At 64.1% G+C, this 20,039-nt stretch carries 16 protein-coding genes; 8 read left to right on the top strand and 8 right to left on the bottom strand.

Annotation, left to right across the window (positions count from 1 at the left end; genetic code table 11):
- Positions 1 to 55 precede the first annotated feature (55 nt).
- Complete coding sequence (locus ACKLLE_RS22485) at positions 56 to 964, top strand: LysR family transcriptional regulator (RefSeq protein ID WP_420059095.1); 909 nt, start codon at positions 56 to 58, stop codon at positions 962 to 964.
- Between the two features lie 430 nt (positions 965 to 1,394).
- A complete protein-coding gene (locus ACKLLE_RS22480) occupies positions 1,395 to 2,795 on the top strand; it encodes an MDR family MFS transporter (protein WP_420059133.1) in 1,401 nt (466 codons plus the stop codon).
- On the opposite strand, the gene ACKLLE_RS22475 is transcribed toward ACKLLE_RS22480, so the two are convergent.
- Both ACKLLE_RS22475 and ACKLLE_RS22470 read right to left on the bottom strand, forming a co-directional pair.
- Complete coding sequence (locus ACKLLE_RS22475; protein WP_064303440.1) at positions 2,796 to 3,680, bottom strand: DMT family transporter; 885 nt, start codon at positions 3,678 to 3,680, stop codon at positions 2,796 to 2,798.
- A gap of 156 nt (positions 3,681 to 3,836) precedes the next feature.
- Positions 3,837 to 4,469, bottom strand: coding sequence for a TetR family transcriptional regulator (locus ACKLLE_RS22470; protein WP_420059094.1), 633 nt, complete (start codon positions 4,467 to 4,469; stop codon positions 3,837 to 3,839).
- A 266-nt stretch (positions 4,470 to 4,735) separates the two neighbouring features.
- Here ACKLLE_RS22470 and ACKLLE_RS22465 point away from each other — a divergent pair, with 266 nt between their 5' ends.
- The 5 genes from ACKLLE_RS22465 (at position 4,736) to ACKLLE_RS22445 (ending at position 13,216) form a co-directional block, all read left to right on the top strand.
- Positions 4,736 to 5,887, top strand: coding sequence for an efflux RND transporter periplasmic adaptor subunit (locus tag ACKLLE_RS22465; protein WP_009401176.1), 1,152 nt, complete (start codon positions 4,736 to 4,738; stop codon positions 5,885 to 5,887).
- A gap of 3 nt (positions 5,888 to 5,890) precedes the next feature.
- Positions 5,891 to 9,043: a multidrug efflux RND transporter permease subunit TtgB gene (gene ttgB, locus ACKLLE_RS22460; protein WP_420059093.1), complete on the top strand. Its 3,153-nt coding sequence runs from the start codon at positions 5,891 to 5,893 to the stop codon at positions 9,041 to 9,043.
- Positions 9,040 to 10,473 carry an AdeC/AdeK/OprM family multidrug efflux complex outer membrane factor gene (gene adeC / locus ACKLLE_RS22455; RefSeq protein ID WP_420059092.1) on the top strand — a complete coding sequence of 478 codons (1,434 nt, stop codon included), beginning with the start codon at positions 9,040 to 9,042 and terminating at the stop codon, positions 10,471 to 10,473. Before ttgB ends, adeC begins: the two co-directional genes overlap by 4 nt.
- 363 nt (positions 10,474 to 10,836) lie before the next feature.
- Positions 10,837 to 12,093 (top strand): OprD family porin, encoded by a 1,257-nt coding sequence (locus ACKLLE_RS22450; protein ID WP_064303444.1) that lies wholly within the window; start codon positions 10,837 to 10,839, stop codon positions 12,091 to 12,093.
- Between the two features lie 193 nt (positions 12,094 to 12,286).
- Positions 12,287 to 13,216: a LysR family transcriptional regulator gene (locus ACKLLE_RS22445; RefSeq protein WP_009401180.1), complete on the top strand. Its 930-nt coding sequence runs from the start codon at positions 12,287 to 12,289 to the stop codon at positions 13,214 to 13,216.
- Here the strand turns inward: ACKLLE_RS22445 and ACKLLE_RS22440 are convergent.
- On the bottom strand, positions 13,202 to 13,891 hold the full coding sequence (locus ACKLLE_RS22440; RefSeq protein ID WP_064303445.1) for a Crp/Fnr family transcriptional regulator: 690 nt from the start codon (positions 13,889 to 13,891) through the stop codon (positions 13,202 to 13,204). The genes ACKLLE_RS22445 and ACKLLE_RS22440 overlap by 15 nt on opposite strands.
- Before the next feature lie 88 nt (positions 13,892 to 13,979).
- Here ACKLLE_RS22440 and ACKLLE_RS22435 point away from each other — a divergent pair, with 88 nt between their 5' ends.
- Positions 13,980 to 14,504, top strand: coding sequence for an Mpo1 family 2-hydroxy fatty acid dioxygenase (locus ACKLLE_RS22435; protein WP_420059091.1), 525 nt, complete (start codon positions 13,980 to 13,982; stop codon positions 14,502 to 14,504).
- 90 nt (positions 14,505 to 14,594) lie between these two features.
- Here the strand turns inward: ACKLLE_RS22435 and pcaC are convergent, their stop codons facing one another.
- From pcaC to pcaF, 5 genes are all read right to left on the bottom strand, one after another.
- On the bottom strand, positions 14,595 to 14,987 hold the full coding sequence (pcaC, locus tag ACKLLE_RS22430) for a 4-carboxymuconolactone decarboxylase (RefSeq protein ID WP_009401183.1): 393 nt from the start codon (positions 14,985 to 14,987) through the stop codon (positions 14,595 to 14,597).
- Between the two features lie 12 nt (positions 14,988 to 14,999).
- The gene (gene pcaD, locus ACKLLE_RS22425) at positions 15,000 to 15,791 is read right to left on the bottom strand and encodes a 3-oxoadipate enol-lactonase (RefSeq protein WP_420059090.1); all 792 of its coding nucleotides are present in this window, start codon (positions 15,789 to 15,791) and stop codon (positions 15,000 to 15,002) included.
- A gap of 11 nt (positions 15,792 to 15,802) precedes the next feature.
- Complete coding sequence (locus ACKLLE_RS22420; RefSeq protein ID WP_420059089.1) at positions 15,803 to 17,167, bottom strand: 3-carboxy-cis,cis-muconate cycloisomerase; 1,365 nt, start codon at positions 17,165 to 17,167, stop codon at positions 15,803 to 15,805.
- A gap of 45 nt (positions 17,168 to 17,212) precedes the next feature.
- Positions 17,213 to 18,502, bottom strand: a complete 1,290-nt coding sequence (locus tag ACKLLE_RS22415) for an MFS family transporter (protein WP_420059088.1) — start codon at positions 18,500 to 18,502, stop codon at positions 17,213 to 17,215.
- A gap of 122 nt (positions 18,503 to 18,624) precedes the next feature.
- Complete coding sequence (pcaF, locus tag ACKLLE_RS22410; RefSeq protein WP_170394296.1) at positions 18,625 to 19,830, bottom strand: 3-oxoadipyl-CoA thiolase; 1,206 nt, start codon at positions 19,828 to 19,830, stop codon at positions 18,625 to 18,627.
- Between the last annotated feature and the right edge of the window lie 209 nt (positions 19,831 to 20,039).

The following is a 20,039-nucleotide window of genomic DNA, read 5'->3' as shown; positions in this document are numbered from 1 at the left end:
CGGGGCAAAAAATGCGATTCTTGCGCATAGTTTGTTTCTGAAACCGGACAGATCAATGGACCGTCTCACCGCCATGCGGGTCTTCGTCACCGTGGTCGATCTTGGCAGCCAATCCGCCGCCGCCGATCATCTGGATATGTCGCGCCCGGTCATATCCCGCTACCTGGCGGACCTTGAGGATTGGGTCGGCGCGCGCCTGATGCAGCGCACCACCCGCAAGCTGAGCCTGACTGCCGCCGGCAAGGAAACCCTGCCACGCTGCCGGCAAATGCTGGAGCTGGCCGGTGACCTGCAGGCCGCCGTCGCGACCCCGGACCAGACGCCCCGGGGAGAATTGCGCATCAGCGTGAGCACTTCGTTCGGCCAGGCGCAGTTGCTCGAGGCGATCACCGAATACGTGCGCCGTTATCCCCAGGTCAGGATCGACCTGCAGATGCTCGATCGCACCGTCAACCTGGTGGACGAACGCATCGACCTGGCGATCCGTACCAGCAACGATATCGATCCCAACCTGATCGCCCGGCGCCTGAGCGTTTGCCGCTCGGTGATCTGCGCCGCCCCGGCCTACCTGCGCGAGCATCCGCGGCCACAAACGGTGCAGGACCTGGCCCGGCACAATTGCCTGACCCATTCCTACTTCGGCCATAGCCTCTGGCATTTCGAGGTGGACGGGGAAAACGTGTCGGTACCGATCCAAGGCAATATCAGCGCCAACGAGGCCCTGACCTTGCAACAGGCGGCCCTGGCCGGCGCCGGTATCGCCATGCTGCCGACCTACCTGGCACACCGGCCGTTGCGCAGCGGCGAGCTGGTGCAGCTGCTGCCCCAGGCCCGGCCGAAGACCCTGAACCTGCATGCGGTGTACACCTCGCGCAAGCATATGCCGGCGACCTTGCGCAGCATGTTGGACTTCCTCGCCGAACGCTTCACCGATCCACCGGAATGGGATCGCGACCTGCCATAAGTGAACTAGGCTTGTAGCAGGGTGTGTCGTAGCGGGAGGTCAGCATCATGGGTGTCAAATCCAGGAAATGCGCGGTCGTCTTCGCCATCGCCGCCGTCATGGGGCTGTATGCCACAGCTGCCTGGCGGGTCGAGCAGGCGCGTAACCAGCCCTGGTCCGCGGCGAGTTGTTCGCTGGTTCATTGTGTGCCGCATACGGCCACGCTTAGCGCGTTGAGATAAGGGTCGCCTGTACCGGCCTCATCGCTGCGGTGCGGCGGTCCGACAAGCCAGCTCCCACAGGGATTGTATGCACCGCTGCCAGCGATGAGGCCCGTGAAGACGCTTAGCAAGCTATCGGTTAAACTCGCGTGAAAAAACATCCGAGCCCCGCCGTGACCCTACCCACCACCCCACCGCAACCCGCCATCCGTACCGTGCTCGTCGCCCTGATGCTGGCGATCTTTCTCGGTGCCCTCGACCAGACCATCATTGCCGTGTCCATGCCGGCGATCTCCGCGCAATTCAATGATGTCGGCCTGCTGGCCTGGGTGATTTCCGGCTATATGGTGGCAATGACCGTGGCCACGCCGATCTACGGCAAGCTGGGCGATCTCTATGGCCGTCGGCGAATGATCCTCGGCGGTACGGCGATCTTTACCCTGGCTTCGGTGTGCTGTGCCATGGCCCAGAGCATGGAACAACTGGTACTGGCGCGGGTGATCCAGGGCATCGGCGCGGGCGGCATGGTCTCGGTGAGCCAGGCGATCCTCGGCGATCTGGTCGCGCCACGGGAACGCGGGCGCTACCAGGGCTACTTCAGCAGCATGTACGCCGCCGCCAGCGTGGTCGGGCCGGTATTGGGCGGCTTGCTGACCGAATACCTGTCATGGCGCTGGGTGTTCTGGCTGAATCTGCCACTGGGCCTGGTCGCCTGGTGGGTGACACGCAACAGCCTGCGCGGGCTGGCGACGCCACAACGGGCAGCCAGGGTGGACTACCCCGGTGCGCTGCTGCTGATCCTCGGCCTGACCAGCCTGCTGCTGGCCATTACCCTGATCGGCCAGGGCCATGCCTGGCATGGCGAGGCGGTGCTGGCACTGCTCGGGGTGGCGCTGGTCGGCCTGACCCTGTTCATCCTGTACGAGCGCCGTGCACCGGAGCCATTGCTGCCCCTGAAGCTGTTCGGCAACAAGGTTGCAGTGCTGTGCTGGTGCGCGATCTTCTTCACCAGTTTCCAGGCCATCTCCCTGACCATGCTGATGCCTCTGCGCTACCAGAGCATCACCGGCGCCGGCGCCGACAGCGCGGCGCTACACCTGCTGCCGCTGGCCATGGGCCTGCCGATAGGCGCCTATAGTGCGGGTCGCCTGACCAACCTGACCGGGCGCTTCAAGCCGCAGATCCTGTTCGGTAGTGTGCTGATGCCGCTGGCGATCATCGGCATGGCGTTCAGCCCGCCGTCAGCCACCCTGCTCAGTGGCTTCTTCATGCTGCTGACCGGCATCGCCGGCGGCACGCAGTTCCCGACCTCGCTGGTGGCGGCACAGAGTTCCGTGCAGCCGCAGGATATCGGCGTCGCCACCAGTACCACCAACCTGTTCCGCTCCCTCGGCGGTGCGATGGGCGTGGCACTGATGTCGGCGCTGTTGCTGGCGATGCTGCAGGACGGTGGCTATGCGCTGGCCGGCGAGGCCCTGCTGGGTAGCCTGCGTACGGGCGAGGCGAGTCTTCAGGTACAGGCCGAGCTGTCGGTAACCTTCCGCAACCTGCTGCTGGGCAGCGCCTCGATTTCGCTGCTGGGCCTGGCCGCTGCGGTGGCCCTGCCCAATCGCGAACTGCGTGGGCACTGATCAGCCGCGCCGCTGCACCCAGGCCACGGCCAGGCCGCTGAGGCAGATGATGGCGATGCCGACCACGCCGTAGATATCCGGGCTGTGGCCAAAGACCAGGTAGCCGAACATTCCGGCAAAGAGGATCTGCCCGTAACTGAACGGCGCCAGCATGGCCGGTGCCGCATGTTTGAACGCCGAGGTCAGGAGCATGTGGCCGAGCATGCCGCAGGTGCCCAGGCCAATCATGAACAGGCCGTGGGTGAAGCTGGGCAGGGTCCAGAAGAACGGCACCAGGGCAGTCATGATCAGGCTGTTGAAGATGCCGGTAAGGAAGTTGCTGGTGGTCGGGCTGTCGGTGGCGCTGAGCTTGCGGGTGAGCAACTGGTAGCAGCCGAAACAGAAGGCCGAGCCCAAGGGCAACAGGATGGCCGGGGTGAACAACGCGCCGCCCGGCCGGATCACGATCAGCACACCGATAAAGCCTGCCGACACGGCCATCCATTGCCCTCGGGTAACCCGCTCGCCGAGCAATGGCACCGACAGCGCAGTGACCATCAGGGGCGCGAGGAAGTTGACCGCAGTCGCTTCGGCCAGCGGGATATAGCGCAGGCCGGTGGTGAAAAGCAGGCTGGTGCCGATCAGGCACAGCGCTCGCGCCAGTTGCAGCAACGGCCGCCGCGTACGCACCACCGCCGAAAGCCCGGTGCGCGGCACGAACACCACCAGCATCAACAGGGTGTGAACCACATAGCGCGCCCATACCACCATGACGATGGCGTAGAACCCGGACAGGTACTTGGACAAGGCGTCGTGGCTGGCGAACAGCAAGACCGCCAGACAGATCAGGGCGATCCCCCGCAGCGGTTGATCGGCGCCTTTCAGTGTCGGGGTTTGCGCGGTCATGTGCGGACTCGATGAAGAAAATTTAATTAGCCAGCTAAGTATCCGGACGGACCCAAGCCTACATAATGTTGACGCCGGTCCGACTTTCGTCTGGACCGGCGCCTACACTACCAACGGAATCTGGAAATACAAAGATTCACAAATGCTCACAAAACCTCAATTGCGCAGGGAGGGGCTCAAGCGCAGCATGTCCAGCCCCGCATCGATCCACCGTTCGGCATCGCCGAGCAGGTCGAAGCTGTCCGGCAGCAGCAGCCAGCGCCGGATCAGCCCGTCGATGTAAGCGAACATGGCCAGCGCCGCACGCTGCGGATCGGTATCGGCCGGCAACTGCCCGCGCTTGACGGCATTGCTCAGGCTACGGGTGATGCGCTCGTGACAATCGGTCGTCGCGTTCTGCCGCTGGACGCGGATCTCGCACATTTCATCGGTGAATTCGCACTTGTGATGAAGAATCTCATTGATGCGCCGGGTTTTCGGATCACTGGCCATCCGGTGCATCAACTGCACCAGCAGTTTGCGCATGCAACCCAGCGGGTCGGGTTCGTCCTCGCTTTCGCTGGCGCGGGCCAGGGCGTCCAGCGGTTCCTGCAGGCTGTCGAGCAGCGCTTCGACCAGTTCGGCCTTGTTATCGAAGTGCCAATAGATGGCTCCCCGGGTGACGCCCGCCAGCTCGGCGATATCCGCCAGGGTGGTACGCGCTATTCCACGCTTGTAGAAGGCTTTTTCCGCAGCTTCGAGAATCTGGTTACGGGTTTCCTGTGCTTCCTCTTTGGTTCGACGGACCATGGCAGTACAACCTCATCAAGGAGCCGGTCGCCTGCGTCGGGTAACCGGGTTCTGAGCGGCGGCGGCCTTGTTCAGGGCGCCCGCCGGGAGTTCTGGTATCGCGCCTTGCAGCCTGTGTTTGACAAGGTAGCGGGTATTTACAAACAAGCATGAATGTAAGTATATTCCTTAGCATGCTACTTATCTAGCCGGACCCGTTAATTTTCCTTAATCCGTTTTCCATTATTCTTGAGCGTCTTCAGCTCTATTCTGACCCGAGGATCTTCATGCAACTCAAGCCAGCTGTTACCGCTCTGGTATCCGCCGTCGCCCTGGCAACACTGCTCAGCGGCTGTAAAAAGGAAGAAGCGGCGCCCGTGGCGCAGGCTCCTCAGGTCGGCGTCGTCACCCTCCAGCCGCAATCCTATACCCTCGTCTCCGACCTGCCGGGCCGCACCATCGCGTACCGGGTGGCGGAAGTACGTCCACAGGTCAACGGCATCATCCTCAAGCGCCTGTTCAAGGAAGGCTCGGAGGTGAAGGAAGGCCAGCAGCTCTACCAGATCGACCCGTCGGTCTACGAAGCGACCCTGGCCAGCGCCAAGGCCAACCTGCAATCGACCCGCTCGCTGTCCGATCGCTACAAGCAGTTGGTGGACGAACGCGCCATCAGCCGCCAGGACTACGATGATGCATTGGCCAAACGTTTGCAGGCTGAAGCCACGCTGAAAAGCGCCGAGATCGATCTGCGCTACACCAAGGTGCTCGCCCCGCTCAGCGGCCGTATCGGTCGCTCCGCAGTCACCGAAGGTGCCCTGGTCAGCAACGGCCAGGCCACGGCCATGGCCACCATCCAGCAGCTCGACCCGATCTACGTCGATGTGACGCAGTCTTCGGCCGAACTGCTCAAGCTGCGTCGCGAGCTGGAGAGCGGCAAGCTGAAGAAGGTCGGCGACAACGCCGCCGAAGTCAGCCTGAAGCTGGAAGATGGCAGCGATTACAAGCAGAAAGGTCGCCTGGAGTTCTCGGAAGTATCGGTCGACGAAACCACCGGCTCGGTGACCCTGCGTGCCGTGTTCCCCAACCCGGAGCACAACCTGCTGCCCGGCATGTTCGTGCATGCCCGCCTGAACAACGGCGTCAACGAAACCGCCATCCTCGCGCCGCAGCAAGGCGTGACCCGCGACCTCAAAGGCCAGGCCACCGCCCTGGTGGTCAACCAGGACAACAAGGTCGAGCTGCGCCAGCTCAAGGCCAGCCGCACCGTCGGTAACGACTGGCTGGTGGAAGAAGGCCTGAATGCCGGTGACCGCCTGATTACCGAGGGCCTGCAGTACGTCAAGCCAGGCATCGAGGTGAAGGTCAGCGATGCGACCAACGTCAAGCCTGCCCAGCCAACCCAGGCCAGTGCCGCGAGCGCAGGGGCCAAAGGGGAGTAAACCATGTCGAGATTCTTTATCGATCGCCCGATCTTCGCCTGGGTGATCGCCCTGGTGATCATGCTGGTCGGGGCGTTGTCGATCCTCAAGTTGCCGATCAACCAGTACCCGAGCATCGCTCCGCCGGCGATCGCCATCGCCGTGACCTACCCGGGCGCTTCGGCGCAGACCGTGCAGGACACCGTGGTCCAGGTGATCGAGCAGCAGCTCAACGGTATCGACAACCTGCGCTATGTGTCCTCGGAAAGTAACTCCGATGGCAGCATGACCATTACCGCGACCTTCGAGCAGGGCACCAACCCCGACACGGCCCAGGTCCAGGTGCAGAACAAGCTGAACCTGGCCACCCCGCTGCTGCCGCAAGAAGTGCAGCAGCAGGGTATCCGCGTGACCAAGGCGGTGAAGAACTTCCTGCTGGTGATCGGCCTGGTTTCCGAAGACGGCAGCATGACCAAGGACGACCTGGCCAACTACATCGTCTCCAACATGCAGGACCCGATTTCCCGCACCGCCGGTGTCGGTGACTTCCAGGTCTTCGGTGCCCAGTACGCCATGCGCATCTGGCTCGACCCGGCCAAGCTGAACAAATTCCAGCTGACCCCGGTCGATGTCAAAACCGCTGTCGCCGCACAGAACGTCCAGGTGTCCTCCGGCCAGCTCGGCGGCCTGCCCGCCCTGCCCGGCCAGCAACTGAACGCCACCATCATCGGCAAGACCCGCCTGCAGACCGCCGAGCAGTTCGAGAAGATCCTGCTCAAGGTCAACCGCGACGGTTCGCAAGTGCGCCTGGGCGATGTCGCCAAGGTCGGCCTGGGCGGTGAAAACTATGCGGTCAGCGCCCAGTTCAACGGCAAGCCGGCCTCCGGCCTGGCGGTGAAACTGGCCACCGGCGCCAACGCCCTGGATACCGCCAAGGCCCTGCGCAAGACCATCTCCGACCTGGAACCGTTCTTCCCGCCGGGCATGAAAGCGGTCTTCCCGTACGACACCACGCCGGTGGTGACCGAGTCCATCAGCGGTGTGATCCACACCCTGATCGAAGCGATCGTGCTGGTGTTCCTGGTGATGTACCTGTTCCTGCAGAACTTCCGCGCCACGGTGATCACCACCATGACGGTGCCGGTGGTACTGCTCGGCACCTTCGGCATCCTCGCGGCGGCCGGCTTCAGCATCAACACCCTGACCATGTTCGGCATGGTCCTGGCCATCGGTCTATTGGTGGACGACGCCATCGTCGTGGTGGAAAACGTCGAGCGGGTGATGACCGAAGAGGGACTATCGCCCAAGGAAGCGACCAAGAAATCCATGGGCCAGATCCAGGGTGCGCTGGTGGGCATCGCCCTGGTGCTTTCGGCGGTACTCCTGCCGATGGCGTTCTTCGGCGGCTCCACCGGTGTGATCTACAAGCAGTTCTCCATCACCATCGTCTCGGCCATGGCCCTGTCGGTGCTGGTAGCGCTGATCTTCACCCCGGCGCTGTGCGCAACCATGCTCAAGCCGGTCAAGAAAGGCGAGCACCACACCGCCAAGCGTGGTTTCTTCGGCTGGTTCAACCGCAACTTCGACCGCAGCGTGCAGCGCTACGAGCGTGGCGTGGGCAACATGCTGCGGCACAAGGCGCCGTACCTGCTGGCGTACCTGCTGATCGTGGTCGGCATGGTCTGGCTGTTCACCCGCATCCCTACCGCGTTCCTGCCCGAGGAAGACCAGGGCGTTCTGTTCGCCCAGGTGCAGACTCCGGCCGGTTCCAGTGCCGAGCGCACCCAGGTGGTAGTCGACCAGATGCGCGAATACCTGCTGGACAAGGAAGCCGATACCGTTTCCTCGGTGTTCACCGTGACCGGCTTCAACTTCGCCGGCCGTGGCCAGAGCTCGGGCATGGCCTTCATCATGCTCAAGCCGTGGGGCGAGCGCTCCGCCGAGAACAACGTGTTCAACCTGGCAGCCCGCGCCCAGCAGCACTTCTTCAGCTTCCGCGACGCCATGGTGTTCGCCTTCGCCCCGCCTGCGGTACTGGAGCTGGGTAACGCCACCGGTTTCGACGTGTTCCTGCAGGACCGTGCCGGCGTCGGCCACAACAAGCTGATGGAAGCGCGCAACCAGTTCCTCGGCCTGGCGGCGCAAAGCAAGATTCTCTCGGCAGTACGTCCCAACGGCCTGAACGACGAGCCGCAGTACCAGTTGACCGTCGACGACGAGCGCGCCAGTGCCCTGGGCGTGACCATCGCCGATATCAACAACACCTTGTCGATCGCCTTGGGTGCCAGCTACGTCAACGACTTCATCGACCGTGGCCGGGTCAAGAAGGTCTACATCCAGGGCGAAGCGTCGTCGCGGATGAGCCCGGAAGACCTGCAGAAATGGTACGTGCGCAACGCGGCTGGCGAGATGGTGCCGTTCTCGTCCTTCGCCCACGGCGAGTGGATCTATGGCTCGCCCAAGCTGTCGCGCTACAACGGCGTCGAGGCGGTGGAAATCCTCGGTGCGCCGGCTCCCGGCTACAGTACCGGCGAGGCCATGGCCGAAGTCGAGCGGATCATCGCGCAACTGCCGTCGGGTATCGGCTACTCCTGGACCGGCCTGTCCTACGAGGAGCGCCTGTCGGGCTCCCAGGCACCGGCCCTGTATGCCCTGTCGCTGCTGATGGTGTTCCTCTGCCTGGCCGCGCTGTATGAAAGCTGGTCGATCCCGATCGCGGTCATGCTCGTGGTGCCCCTGGGGATCATTGGTGCGCTGCTGGCCACCAGCCTGCGCGGACTGTCCAACGACGTGTACTTCCAGGTCGGGCTGTTGACGACCATCGGCCTGGCGGCGAAAAACGCCATTCTGATCGTCGAGTTCGCCAAGGAACTGCACGAGCAGGGCCGCAGCCTGATCGACGCGGCCATCGAAGCCTGCCGCATGCGTCTGCGCCCGATCATCATGACCTCGCTGGCGTTCATCCTCGGCGTGGTACCGTTGGCCATCGCCAACGGCGCAGGCTCGGGCAGCCAGCACGCGATCGGTACCGGGGTGATCGGCGGCATGCTCACCGCGACCATCCTGGCCATCTTCTGGGTACCGCTGTTCTTCGTAAGCGTGTCGTCGTGGTTCGGCAGCAAGAAGCCGGAAGAAGACGCCACACCTGAAACTCCACGTTATGAGGCTGGGCAATGACCAAGTCCTTGATGTCCCTGGCGGTGACCGCGTTCATCCTGAGCGGTTGCTCGCTGATTCCCGAGTACAAGACCCCGGAGTCGCCGGTGGCGGCCCAGTGGCCGACCGGCCCGGCGTACTCGCCGGCCGAGTCGGCCCAGGTCGCCGCGGCCGAACAGGGCTGGCGCCAGTTCTTCCATGATCCGGCGCTGCAGCAACTGATCCAGAGCTCGCTGGAAAACAACCGCGACCTGCGTGTCGCGGCGTTGAACATCGACGCCTACCGCGCCCAGTACCGCATCCAGCGTGCCGACCTGTTCCCGGCGGTGTCGGCCGACGCCAGCGGTTCGCGCCAGCGGGTTCCGGCGGACATGTCGCAGACCGGTCGCTCCGGCATCACCAGCCAGTACTCGGCCACCGTCGGCGTCAGCGCCTACGAGCTGGACCTGTTCGGCCGGGTGCGCAGCCTCAGCGAGCAGGCCCTGGAAACCTACCTGTCCAGCGAGCAGGCACGTCGCTCGACGCAGATCGCCCTGGTGGCCAGCGTCGCCAATGCCTGGTTCACCTGGCAGGCCGACCAGTCGCTGCTCAAGTTGACCGAAGAGACCCTCAAGACCTACGAAGAAAGCTTCAAGCTGACCCAGCGCAGCGCCGAGGTCGGCGTGGCGTCGGCGCTCGACCTGAGCCAGTCGCGCACCGCCGTGGAAGGCGCGCGGGTCAAGCTGGCGCAGTACCAGCGCCTGGTAGCCCAGGACCTCAACGCCCTGACCCTGCTGGTCGGTGCCGGGCTGCCGGTGAACCTGCCGGCGGCCAGGCCGCTGGACAGCGACCTGCTTTCGGAAATGCCGGCCGGCCTGCCGTCGGACCTGTTGACCCGGCGCCCGGACATCATGGAAGCCGAGCACCTGCTCAAGGCGGCCAACGCCAATATCGGCGCGGCCCGCGCGGCATTCTTCCCGCGCATCAGCCTGACCGCCAATGCCGGGACCCTGAGCCCGGACATGGACGGGCTGTTCAAGGGCGGTTCGGGCACCTGGCTGTTCCAGCCGTCGATCAGCCTGCCGATCTTCAATGCCGGTGCGCTGAAGGCCAGCCTGGATTACTCGAAGATCCAGAAGGACATCAACGTTGCCAGGTACGAAAAGACCATCCAGACCGCCTTCCAGGAAGTCTCCGATGGCCTCGCCGCGCGCCAGACCTACAACGAACAGTTGCAGGCCCAGCGCGACCTGGTCGCCGCCAACCAGGATTACTACCGCCTGGCCGAGCGTCGCTACCGCATCGGCGTCGACAGCAACCTGGTGTTCCTCGATGCCCAGCGCAACCTGTTCAGCGCGCAGCAGGCACTGATCGGCGACCGGCTGTCGCAACTGGTCAGCGAGGTGAACCTGTACAAGGCACTGGGTGGCGGCTGGTATGAAAAGACCGGCGATGCCCAGGCTTCGCGTTGATGCTGTAGCGCTGTGAACAAAGAGCCCACCTCCCAGGTGGGCTTTTTTATATAAATCCAAAGCATGACGCGGACCTTGTGGGAGCGGGTTCACCCGCGATTGCGGTGGTGGACTCACTACCGTAATCGCGGGTGAACCCGCTCCCACAAGGTCCGCGTCATGCTTTTGAATAAAACTAACTATTCAGTTAGTGTTCGATTATCGCCCAAAACCGCCTGTAACGAATTGATTCACCCCCGCCCCGCACAGCACCATCCTCCCTGCCGCTTGTCCCCAAGCACACCCAAAAAGCACGCAACCCGATCTGCGCCTTTCCAGTCGCAGCGGATGGTTTCGGCTTACATAAAAACAAGAGATACATCGATGAAGAACACTCCGCACACAGCACGGCACCTGCTTCCCGGCGTTCTCGCCATGACCTGCGCCCTCCCCGCCATGGCCGCTGAAAGCGGTTTCCTCGAGGACGCCAAGGCCAACCTCAACCTGCGCAACTTCTATATCAACCGTAACTTCGTCGACCCGGCCAACCCCCAGGGCAAGGCCGAAGAGTGGACCCAGAGCTTCATCCTCGACGCCAAATCGGGCTTCACCCAAGGCACCGTCGGCTTTGGCGTGGATATCCTCGGGCTGTACTCGGTCAAGCTCGATGGCGGCAAGGGCACGGCGGGCACCCACCTGCTGCCGGTGCATGACGACGGCCGTCCGGCCGACGACTTCGGCCGTCTCGGTGTGGCCCTGAAAGCGAAGATCTCCAAGACCGAACTGAAGGTCGGCGAATGGATGCCAGTGCTGCCGATCCTGCGTTCCGACGACGGTCGCTCGCTGCCGCAGACCTTCCGCGGCGGCCAGGTCACCTCCCAGGAAATCGACGGACTGACCCTCTATGCCGGCCAGTTCCGCGGCAACAGCCCGCGCAACGACGCGAGCATGGAAGACATGTTCATGAACGGCAAGGCGGCCTTCACCTCGGACCGCTTCAACTTCGCCGGCGGTGAGTTCACCTTCAATGAAAAGCGCACCATGGTCGGCCTGTGGAACGCGCAACTGAAGGACATCTACCAACAGCAGTACATCAACCTGGTGCACAGCCAGCCGCTGGGCGACTGGACCCTGGGTGCCAACCTCGGCTACTTCCTCGGCAAGGAAGACGGCTCGGCCCGCGCCGGCGACCTGGACAACCGCACCGCCTCGGCCATGCTCTCGGCCAAGTACGGCGGCAACACCTTCTACGTCGGCCTGCAGAAAGTCAGCGGTGACGACCAGTGGATGCGGGTCAACGGCACCAGCGGCGGGACACTGGCCAACGACAGCTACAACTCCAGCTTCGACAACGCCAAGGAACGTTCCTGGCAGTTGCGCCACGACTACAACTTCGCTGTGCTCGGCGTGCCTGGCCTGACCCTGATGAACCGCTACATCAAGGGTGACAACGTGCACACCGCCACCGTCGACGACGGCAAGGAATGGGCGCGGGAATCGGAGCTGGCCTACGTGATCCAGTCCGGCACCCTGAAGAACCTGTCGGTGAAATGGCGCAACTCCACGATGCGCCGGGACTACAGCACCAATGCCTTCGACGAGAACCGCCTGATCATCAGCTACCCGATCAGCCTGCTCTGACCCTTGGGGCGGCGGCGGCCCCTCTCTCGCCGTCGCCCGTTTTTCTTATGCAATACCGACCTAAACAGTCAAGAATTCATTCTTGGACGAAATAAGCCGATAGCTTTACAACACCGGTTTTAGTCGGTGATGCCGGGGGCCGCTGCGCGGCCCCATTGGCAACACTGCCCTTCCTGAAACACCGGTATTTCAAATGGATCTCCGCCAACTGCGCTATTTCATCGCGCTCAACGACCACCGCAGCTTCGTGCGTGCCGCCGAAGCCATGGGCATCACCCAGCCGGCCTTCAGCCGCAGCATCCAGGGCCTGGAACAGGAACTGGGCTGCATCCTGGTAGATCGCGGCAACAAGGACCTGCGCCCGACACCCGAAGGCCAGATGGTCCTGCAGCACGCCTTGCGCCTGGTCCAGGGCGCCAACCAACTCAGCAACGACGTGCGCCGCATGACCAAGCTCGATGCCGGCGAACTGCACTTCGGCGCGGGCCCCGCCCCCGCCGTAGACCTGGTGCCGCGTGCCCTGACCAGCTTCCTCAAGGCCCATCCGCGGGTGCAGACGCGCCTGCGCGTGGACAATTGGGAAAACCTGAGTCGCGCCCTCAGCCGCGAAGAGATCGAGTTCTTCATCGCCGATATCCGTCATTTCGAAGCCGACCCGAATTTCCAGACCCGCGCCCTGACTCCACGTCGCGGCCTGTTCTTCTGCCGCCCGGGACATCCGCTGCTGAGCAAGGACAGCCTGTCCACCAACGACCTGTTCGACTATCCGCTGGCCACGCCACAGATACTCCCCGGCGCACGCAAGCTGCTGGCCAACCTCAGCGGCAAGACCGACTTCTCGCCCCAAGTACAGACCGAGCACCTGCCGACCCTGCTCAAGGTGGTGCTGGACAGCAATGCCATCGGCATCGGTCCGGAAGAAGCCTTCGCCAACGAAATCGCGACAGGGGAGCTGGTGGAACTGCATTGGCGCAACCTGCCGGTGAACCAGGAAAGCCTCAAGGCCCGCTGCGGCATCGTCAGCCGCAGCGGTTATCGGCTGTCACCGGCGGCGCGGGCGATGATCGAAACGCTGGTGCAGCTGGATCACCAGCCGGCGGCCAACGAACTAGCCCTTGGCTAGCTGCTCGAGACGGGCGCTATCGACAATCTCGATCTCGCCGTAGCCCAGGCGCAGCGCACCTTCCTGTTGCAGGTTCTTGAGGATCTGGTTGGTGGTCTGGCGTGACAGCGAGAGCATCAGCGCCAGTTGCTCCTGGGACAGTTGCAGCACCCGCCGAGGGCCGTCCACCTCGCCGTAGCCTGCGGCCATCTGCAGCAGGCGGAAGGCCACGCGAGGCGCGGCCCCCATCAGGCTCTGCTGCTCCAGCGCGACGAAGGCCAGGCGCAGCTTGTGGCTCATGAGCAGGGCGAACTCGCGCCAATAGCGGGGCTGCTCGTCGAGCAACGCCTGTACGCTGGCCTGCGGCACCCGCAACAACCGGGTCGCACCTTCGGCATAGGCGTCGTGGGTGCGCGGCTGGCCGTCGAACAGGCAGATCTCACCGAACCAGTGCGGCGCCTCGACCAGGGTCAGCAGGGCTTCCTTGCCGCCGGCGCTCACCGCTCCGATGCGTATCGCACCGGACAACACAGCATACAGGCCACAGGGCGCATCGCCGCGCTGGAACAGGCGCTCGCCTGCAGCCAGCGCCAAGGGCCGGGCGGCCTCCAGCAGGCGGTCCTGCAAGGCAGGCGATAACTGCCTGAACCAATGGCCGTGTTGCAACTGTTCGCGCCAGGCGTGGGTATCGTTCATCCGGAGCCTCGGAAGCGACTGTCGGGCAGGCGACAGACTGGGACGGACCCGCCGGGCATGCTGGGTCATCCCTGACGGAGGAACAACAATGAAAAACCTCGTTGAACATCTGAGTCAATACGCCAGCTACCACCGTGATCCACGCAATATTGCCACGCACTTCGTGGGGATCCCGATGATCGTGGTGGCGGTGACCGTGCTGTTGTCGCGGCCGGGCGTCGAACTGGGCGGGTTGTGGCTGTCGCCGGCGTTGCTGGTGGCGTTACTGTCGATGGGGTTCTACTTGCGGCTGAGCCTGAACCTGGGCGTGCTGATGACCGGGCTGTTGCTGTTATGCCTGTGGGCCGGGAAAGTGCTGGCGCTGCAGAGCACTGCGGTGTGGCTGGGAGCCGGGCTGGGGCTGTTTTTCGTGGGCTGGGTGATCCAGTTCGTCGGGCACTACTACGAAGGGCGCAAGCCGGCGTTCGTCGACGATGTCAGCGGGCTGATCGTCGGGCCGTTGTTCGTAGTGGCGGAGCTGGCGTTCATGTTCGGGCTGTTGCCAGCGTTGAAGGCAGACATCGAGCGGAATGCGGGGCCGGTTTGTGTTCGGCAGAAGAAGGCGACTGCCTAACTTTGTGGGAGCGGGTTTACCCGCGATTGCAATGGTGAATTCACCGACGTAATCGCGGGTGAACCCGCTCCCACAGGGTACGCGTCGCTCTTAGGTACGCGATTCGACCCCAAGCTCATCCCACACCGACTCAGCCAGGTGGAAGGTGGCATTGGCCGCTGGAATGCCGCAGTAGATCGCGCTTTGCATCAGCACTTCCTTGATCTCGTCGCGCGTTACGCCGTTGTTGGCGGCGGCGCGCAGGTGCAGCTTGAGCTCTTCGTTGCGGTTCATGCCGATGAGCATGGCAATGGTGATCAGGCTGCGGGTGTGGCGCGGCAGACCCGGGCGGGTCCAGATATCACCCCAGGCGTGGCGGGTGATCATTTCCTGGAACTCACTGTTGAATTCGGTGAGGTTGGTCAGGCTGCGATCGACATGGGCATCGCCCAGCACCGCACGGCGAACCTGCATGCCGGCGTCGTAACGTTGTTTCTCATCCACGGGTACAGCTCCTCAACGGGCCAGCAGGAAATCGATGACGCGGCGGCTGAACGGCTCGCCCACTTCGACGTTGGACAGGTGGGCGGCATGGAACTCGGCGTATTCGGCACCGGGCACATGCTCCTGGATGAACAGCCCGCCCGATGGCGGCGTGACCGCATCGGCGGAACCGGAAATCACCAGCAGCGGCGCCTTGATCTCGCCGAGTCGATCGCGGAAATCGGCATCGCGCACGGCCGCGCAATTAGCCGCGTAGCCTTCGGGCGAAGTGGCCGCGAGCATATCGGTGATGCGCTTGGCCGGCTCGGGATTGGCTTCGGAATACGCCGGGGTGAACCAGCGCGCGATGGAGGCATCGCGCAGGCCGACCATGGCCGCCTCGCGGTCACGCAGCACGGTTTCGATCCGCGGGTTCCAGACCTCGGGCGAAGCGATCTTCGCGGCGGTGTTGCACACCACCAGGCGGTCCAGGCGCTCGGGGGCGTTGATCCCCAGCCACTGGCCGATCAGGCCGCCCATGGACAGGCCGCAGAAATGCGCCTTGTCGATCTCCAGCGCATCCAGCAGCGAGAGCACGTCGCGCCCCAGTTGCTCGATGCTGTACGGCCCTTCGGTGACCAGCGACTGGCCATGGCCACGGGTGTCGTAGCGCAGCACACGGAAATGCGCGGCGAACGCCGGGACCTGGGTGTCCCACATATGCAGGTTGGTGCCCAGCGAGTTGGACAGCACCAGCACCGGTGCGCCTTCAGGACCGTCGAGCTGGTAATTCAGAACGCCATCGGCGAGTTGTACGCTTCCCACAGCAGCCTCCTTCAGGCTTTGAATCGTTGATGTTCGGCCACCGCACGCTCGACCCAGGCCTTGGCCTGGCCGAGGTAGTTGGCCGGGTCGAGTAGGCGGTCGAGTTCTTCGGCGGACAGTTCCGCACTCACCTGGGCATCGTCGCCGAGCACGGCACGCAGGTGACGCTGTTCGGCCACCGCACGCTTGCAGCAGGTTTCCAGCAGATGGTGCGCATGGTCGCGCCCGAGGCGCTGGGCAAGGACGATACTGACGGCCTCGGCCAGCACCAGGCCCTGGGTCAGATCGAGGTTGCGGCGCATGCGCTCGGCATCCACTTCCAGGCCCTCGGCGATGATCCGCGCCTGGCGCAGCGCTCCCGAGACCAGGCAGCAGATTTCCGGCAGGGTTTCCCATTCGGCATGCCACAGGCCGAGGCTGCGTTCGTGCTCCTGCGGCATCGCCGAATACAGGGTGGCGACCAGGCCGGGCACGCGGGTCGCGGCACCGATCAGCACCGCCGCGCCAACCGGGTTGCGCTTGTGCGGCATGGTCGAGGAACCGCCCTTGCCCGGCGCCGACGGCTCGAACACCTCACCGGCTTCGGTCTGCATCAGCAGGCTGACATCGCGGCCCATCTTGCCGAGGCTGCCGGCGACCAGGCCGAGGACCGAGGCGAACTCGACAAGACGGTCGCGCTGGGTGTGCCAAGGTTGTTCCGGCAAGCCCAGCTTGAGCTGGTCGGCCAGGGCCTCGGCGATCGGCAGCGCCTTGTCGCCCAACGCCGCCAGGGTGCCGGAGGCGCCGCCGAACTGCAGGGTCAGCAGGCGCGGCTTGAGTTCGGCCAGGCGCTGGCGGCTGCGGTCGAGGGCGCCGAGCCAACCGGCGATCTTCATGCCCAGGGTCACCGGGGTCGCGTGCTGCAGCCAGGTGCGCCCCGCCAGCGGGGTGTCGGCATGGGCGCTGGCCTGTTTGGCGAGCACGTCGGTCAGTTGTGCCAGCTCGTCTTCGATCAGGGCCAGGGCGTCGCGCAGTTGCAGGACCAACCCGGTATCCATCGCATCCTGGCTGGTAGCGCCCAGATGCACATAGCGCTCGGCTTCGGCCACACCGCTGGCGATGACTTTGCCCAATGCCTTGACCAGCGGGATCGCCGAGTTGCCGGCGCTGCCGATGGCCTCGGCCAGTGCGCCAAAATCGTAGCGTTCGGCCTGGCAGGCCATTTCGATGGGCGCCACCGCCACCGCCGGGATCACCCCGACGGCGGCTTCGGCGCGGGCCAGCGCGGCCTCGAAATCGAGCATGCCCTGGACCCGGCCACGGTCGGAGAAGATCTCGCGCATGGCCGGTGCGGTGAAGTAGGCATCGAACAGCTGGTTGCCCGGACGTGGTTGCATGTCTGGTCCTTCAACAGGACGCGCTGCACGCAGCGCGTCGATAGGTCAATGATCGTGGTGCAGGTACGCGGCCTGTTTCGGCAGGCGCAGGCTGAACAGGAAGGCAATCGCCATCATCGCGGTAACGTACCAGTAGAACGCGTTTTCAACATGGGCAGCCTTCAGGCTCAGGGCGACGAACTCCGCCGAACCGCCGAACACCGCGTTGGCCACGGCATAGGCCAGGCCAACACCCAGCGCCCGTACCTGGGGCGGGAACATCTCGGCCTTCACCAGGCCGCTGATGGAGGTGTAGAAACTGACGATGGCCAGGGCCAGGGTGATCAGCACGAAGGCCAGGAACGGGCTGGTCACGGTTTTCAAGGCCATCAGGATCGGCACGGTGAACAGCGTGCCCAGGGCACCGAACAGCAGCATCGAATTGCGCCGGCCGATACGGTCGGACAGCATGCCGAACAGCGGCTGCATGCACATGTACAGGAACAGCGCGCCGGTCATGATGAAGCTGGCGGTCTTGGCGCTCATCCCGGCGGTGTTCACCAGGTACTTCTGCATGTAAGTGGTGAAGGTATAGAAGATCAGCGAGCCGCCGGCGGTGTAGCCGAGTACGGTGATAAAGGCCGCGGCGTGGTTGCGGAACAGGCCCTTGATGCTGCCGGCTTCCTTGTCGCTACGGGTTTCGGCACTGCTGGTTTCCTCCAGCGAGCGGCGCAGCAGCAGGGAGATCACCGCGGCGATGGCGCCGATCACGAAGGGAATCCGCCAGCCCCAGGCGCGCAGTTCGTCCTCGGTCAGCAGCTGTTGCAGGATCACCACCACCAGCACCGCCAGCAACTGGCCACCGATCAGGGTCACGTACTGGAACGAGGCGAAGAAACCACGTTGGCCACGCAGGGCCACTTCACTCATGTAGGTCGCGGTGGTGCCATATTCGCCACCGACCGACAGGCCCTGGAACAGCCGCGCCACCAGCAGCAGCGCCGGAGCCATAACGCCGATGCTGGCGTAGGTCGGCAGGCAGGCGATCACCAGGGAACCGGCGCACATCATCAGCACCGAGATCATCATCGAATTCTTGCGGCCATGGCGGTCGGCAATGCGGCCGAACAGCCAGCCACCGATCGGGCGCATCAGGAAGCCCGCGGCGAACACGCCGGCGGTATTGAGCAATTGCACCGTGGAATCATCGGACGGGAAGAATGCGGGGGCGAAATAGATGGCGCAGAAGGCGTAGACGTAGAAGTCGAACCATTCGACCAGGTTGCCCGAGGACGCACCGACGATGGCGAAGATGCGTTTGCTGCGTTCTTCGCCGGTGTAATAGCTTGAGGTCATGACTGCATACTCCTGGAGTGTATTAACGAGTCTAGACACACCCGGTAACACTCTCGTTCCGCCTGACAATCACCCCGGACGATTGGCCTTGCGTGGAGGCCGCCCGTCCGGGGTCATTGGTTTTACACGCGCTCGATGGCCAGTGCGAGGCCTTGGCCAACGCCGACGCACATGGTCGCCAGGCCTTTGCGGCCGCCGGATTTCTCCAGTTGGTGCAAGGCGGTCAGGATCAGACGCGCACCGCTCATGCCCAGCGGGTGGCCGAGGGCGATGGCGCCGCCGTTCGGGTTGACCTGCGGCGCGTCATCGGCAAGCCCCAGGCCGCGCAACACCGCCAGGCCCTGGCTAGCGAAGGCTTCGTTAAGCTCGATCACATCGAAATCGCTGACCGCAAGGCCCAGGCGCTCGGTGAGCTTGAGCACCGCCGGAACCGGACCGATCCCCATTACCCGGGGTGCCACACCGGCACTGGCCATGCCGAGCACGCGGGCACGCGGGGTCAGCCCGTGTTTCTTCACGGCTTCGGCGGAGGCGAGGATCATCGCGGCAGCACCGTCGTTGACACCCGAGGCATTGCCGGCGGTGACGGTCTTGTCCGGGCCATTGACCGGTTTCAGCTTGCTCAGGATTTCCAGGGTGGTGTCCGCGCGCGGATGCTCGTCATGCTCGACCACGGTCTCGCCCTTCTTGTGGGCAATACGTACCGGGACGATCTCCTCGGCAAAGAAACCGGCGGCCTGTGCCGCTGCGGTGCGCTGCTGGCTGCGCAGGGCGAAGGCGTCCTGGTCGGCGCGGGAAACGTTGTAGTCGTCGGCGACGTTATCAGCGGTTTGCGGCATGGCGTCCACGCCGTATTGCGCTTTCATCAGCGGGTTGATGAAACGCCAGCCGATGGTGGTGTCTTCCAGCTTCATGTTGCGCGAGTAAGCGCTTTCGGCCTTGCCCATGACGAACGGCGCACGGGACATGGACTCTACGCCGCCGGCGATGGCCAGTTCCATCTCGCCGCTGGCGATGGCGCGGAAGGCAGTGCCCACCGCGTCCATGCCCGAAGCGCAGAGACGGTTGAGGGTCACGCCCGGCACGCTCTCCGGCAGTCCGGCCAGGAGCAGCGCCATGCGCGCCACGTTGCGGTTGTCTTCACCGGCCTGGTTGGCACAGCCGAGGAAGACTTCGTCGATCTGGTCCCATTGCACGGTCGGGTTGCGCTCGATCAACGCCTTCAGCGGGACTGCCGCCAGGTCGTCGGCGCGCACGCCGGCCAGCCCGCCGCCGAAACGGCCGATGGGTGTACGAATGGCGTCGCAGATAAATACATCACGCATCAAGGCTTCTCCTGAGTTCCGGCGCTATGGGCGGGGTGGTATGGAGATGAGAGTACGGCGGGGGTTGGGGCGGTTCAATCCGATAATCGGCATAGCGTTCGTTTATCGAACATATTGTCGGGGTATTTAGAGCGACGCTGCCCCTGTGGGAGCGGGGGGGGCCCCCCCCTCCGGGGGGGGTTTAACCCCCCCCAACCCCCGGCTCCCCCCCC

Origin of the sequence: Pseudomonas bharatica (assembly GCF_048586865.1) — a bacterium.
Taxonomy (GTDB): Bacteria; Pseudomonadota; Gammaproteobacteria; order Pseudomonadales; family Pseudomonadaceae; genus Aquipseudomonas; species Aquipseudomonas bharatica.
Note: the sequence above shows the minus strand (reverse complement) of the source record. Positions and strands in the feature narration are given on the sequence as shown.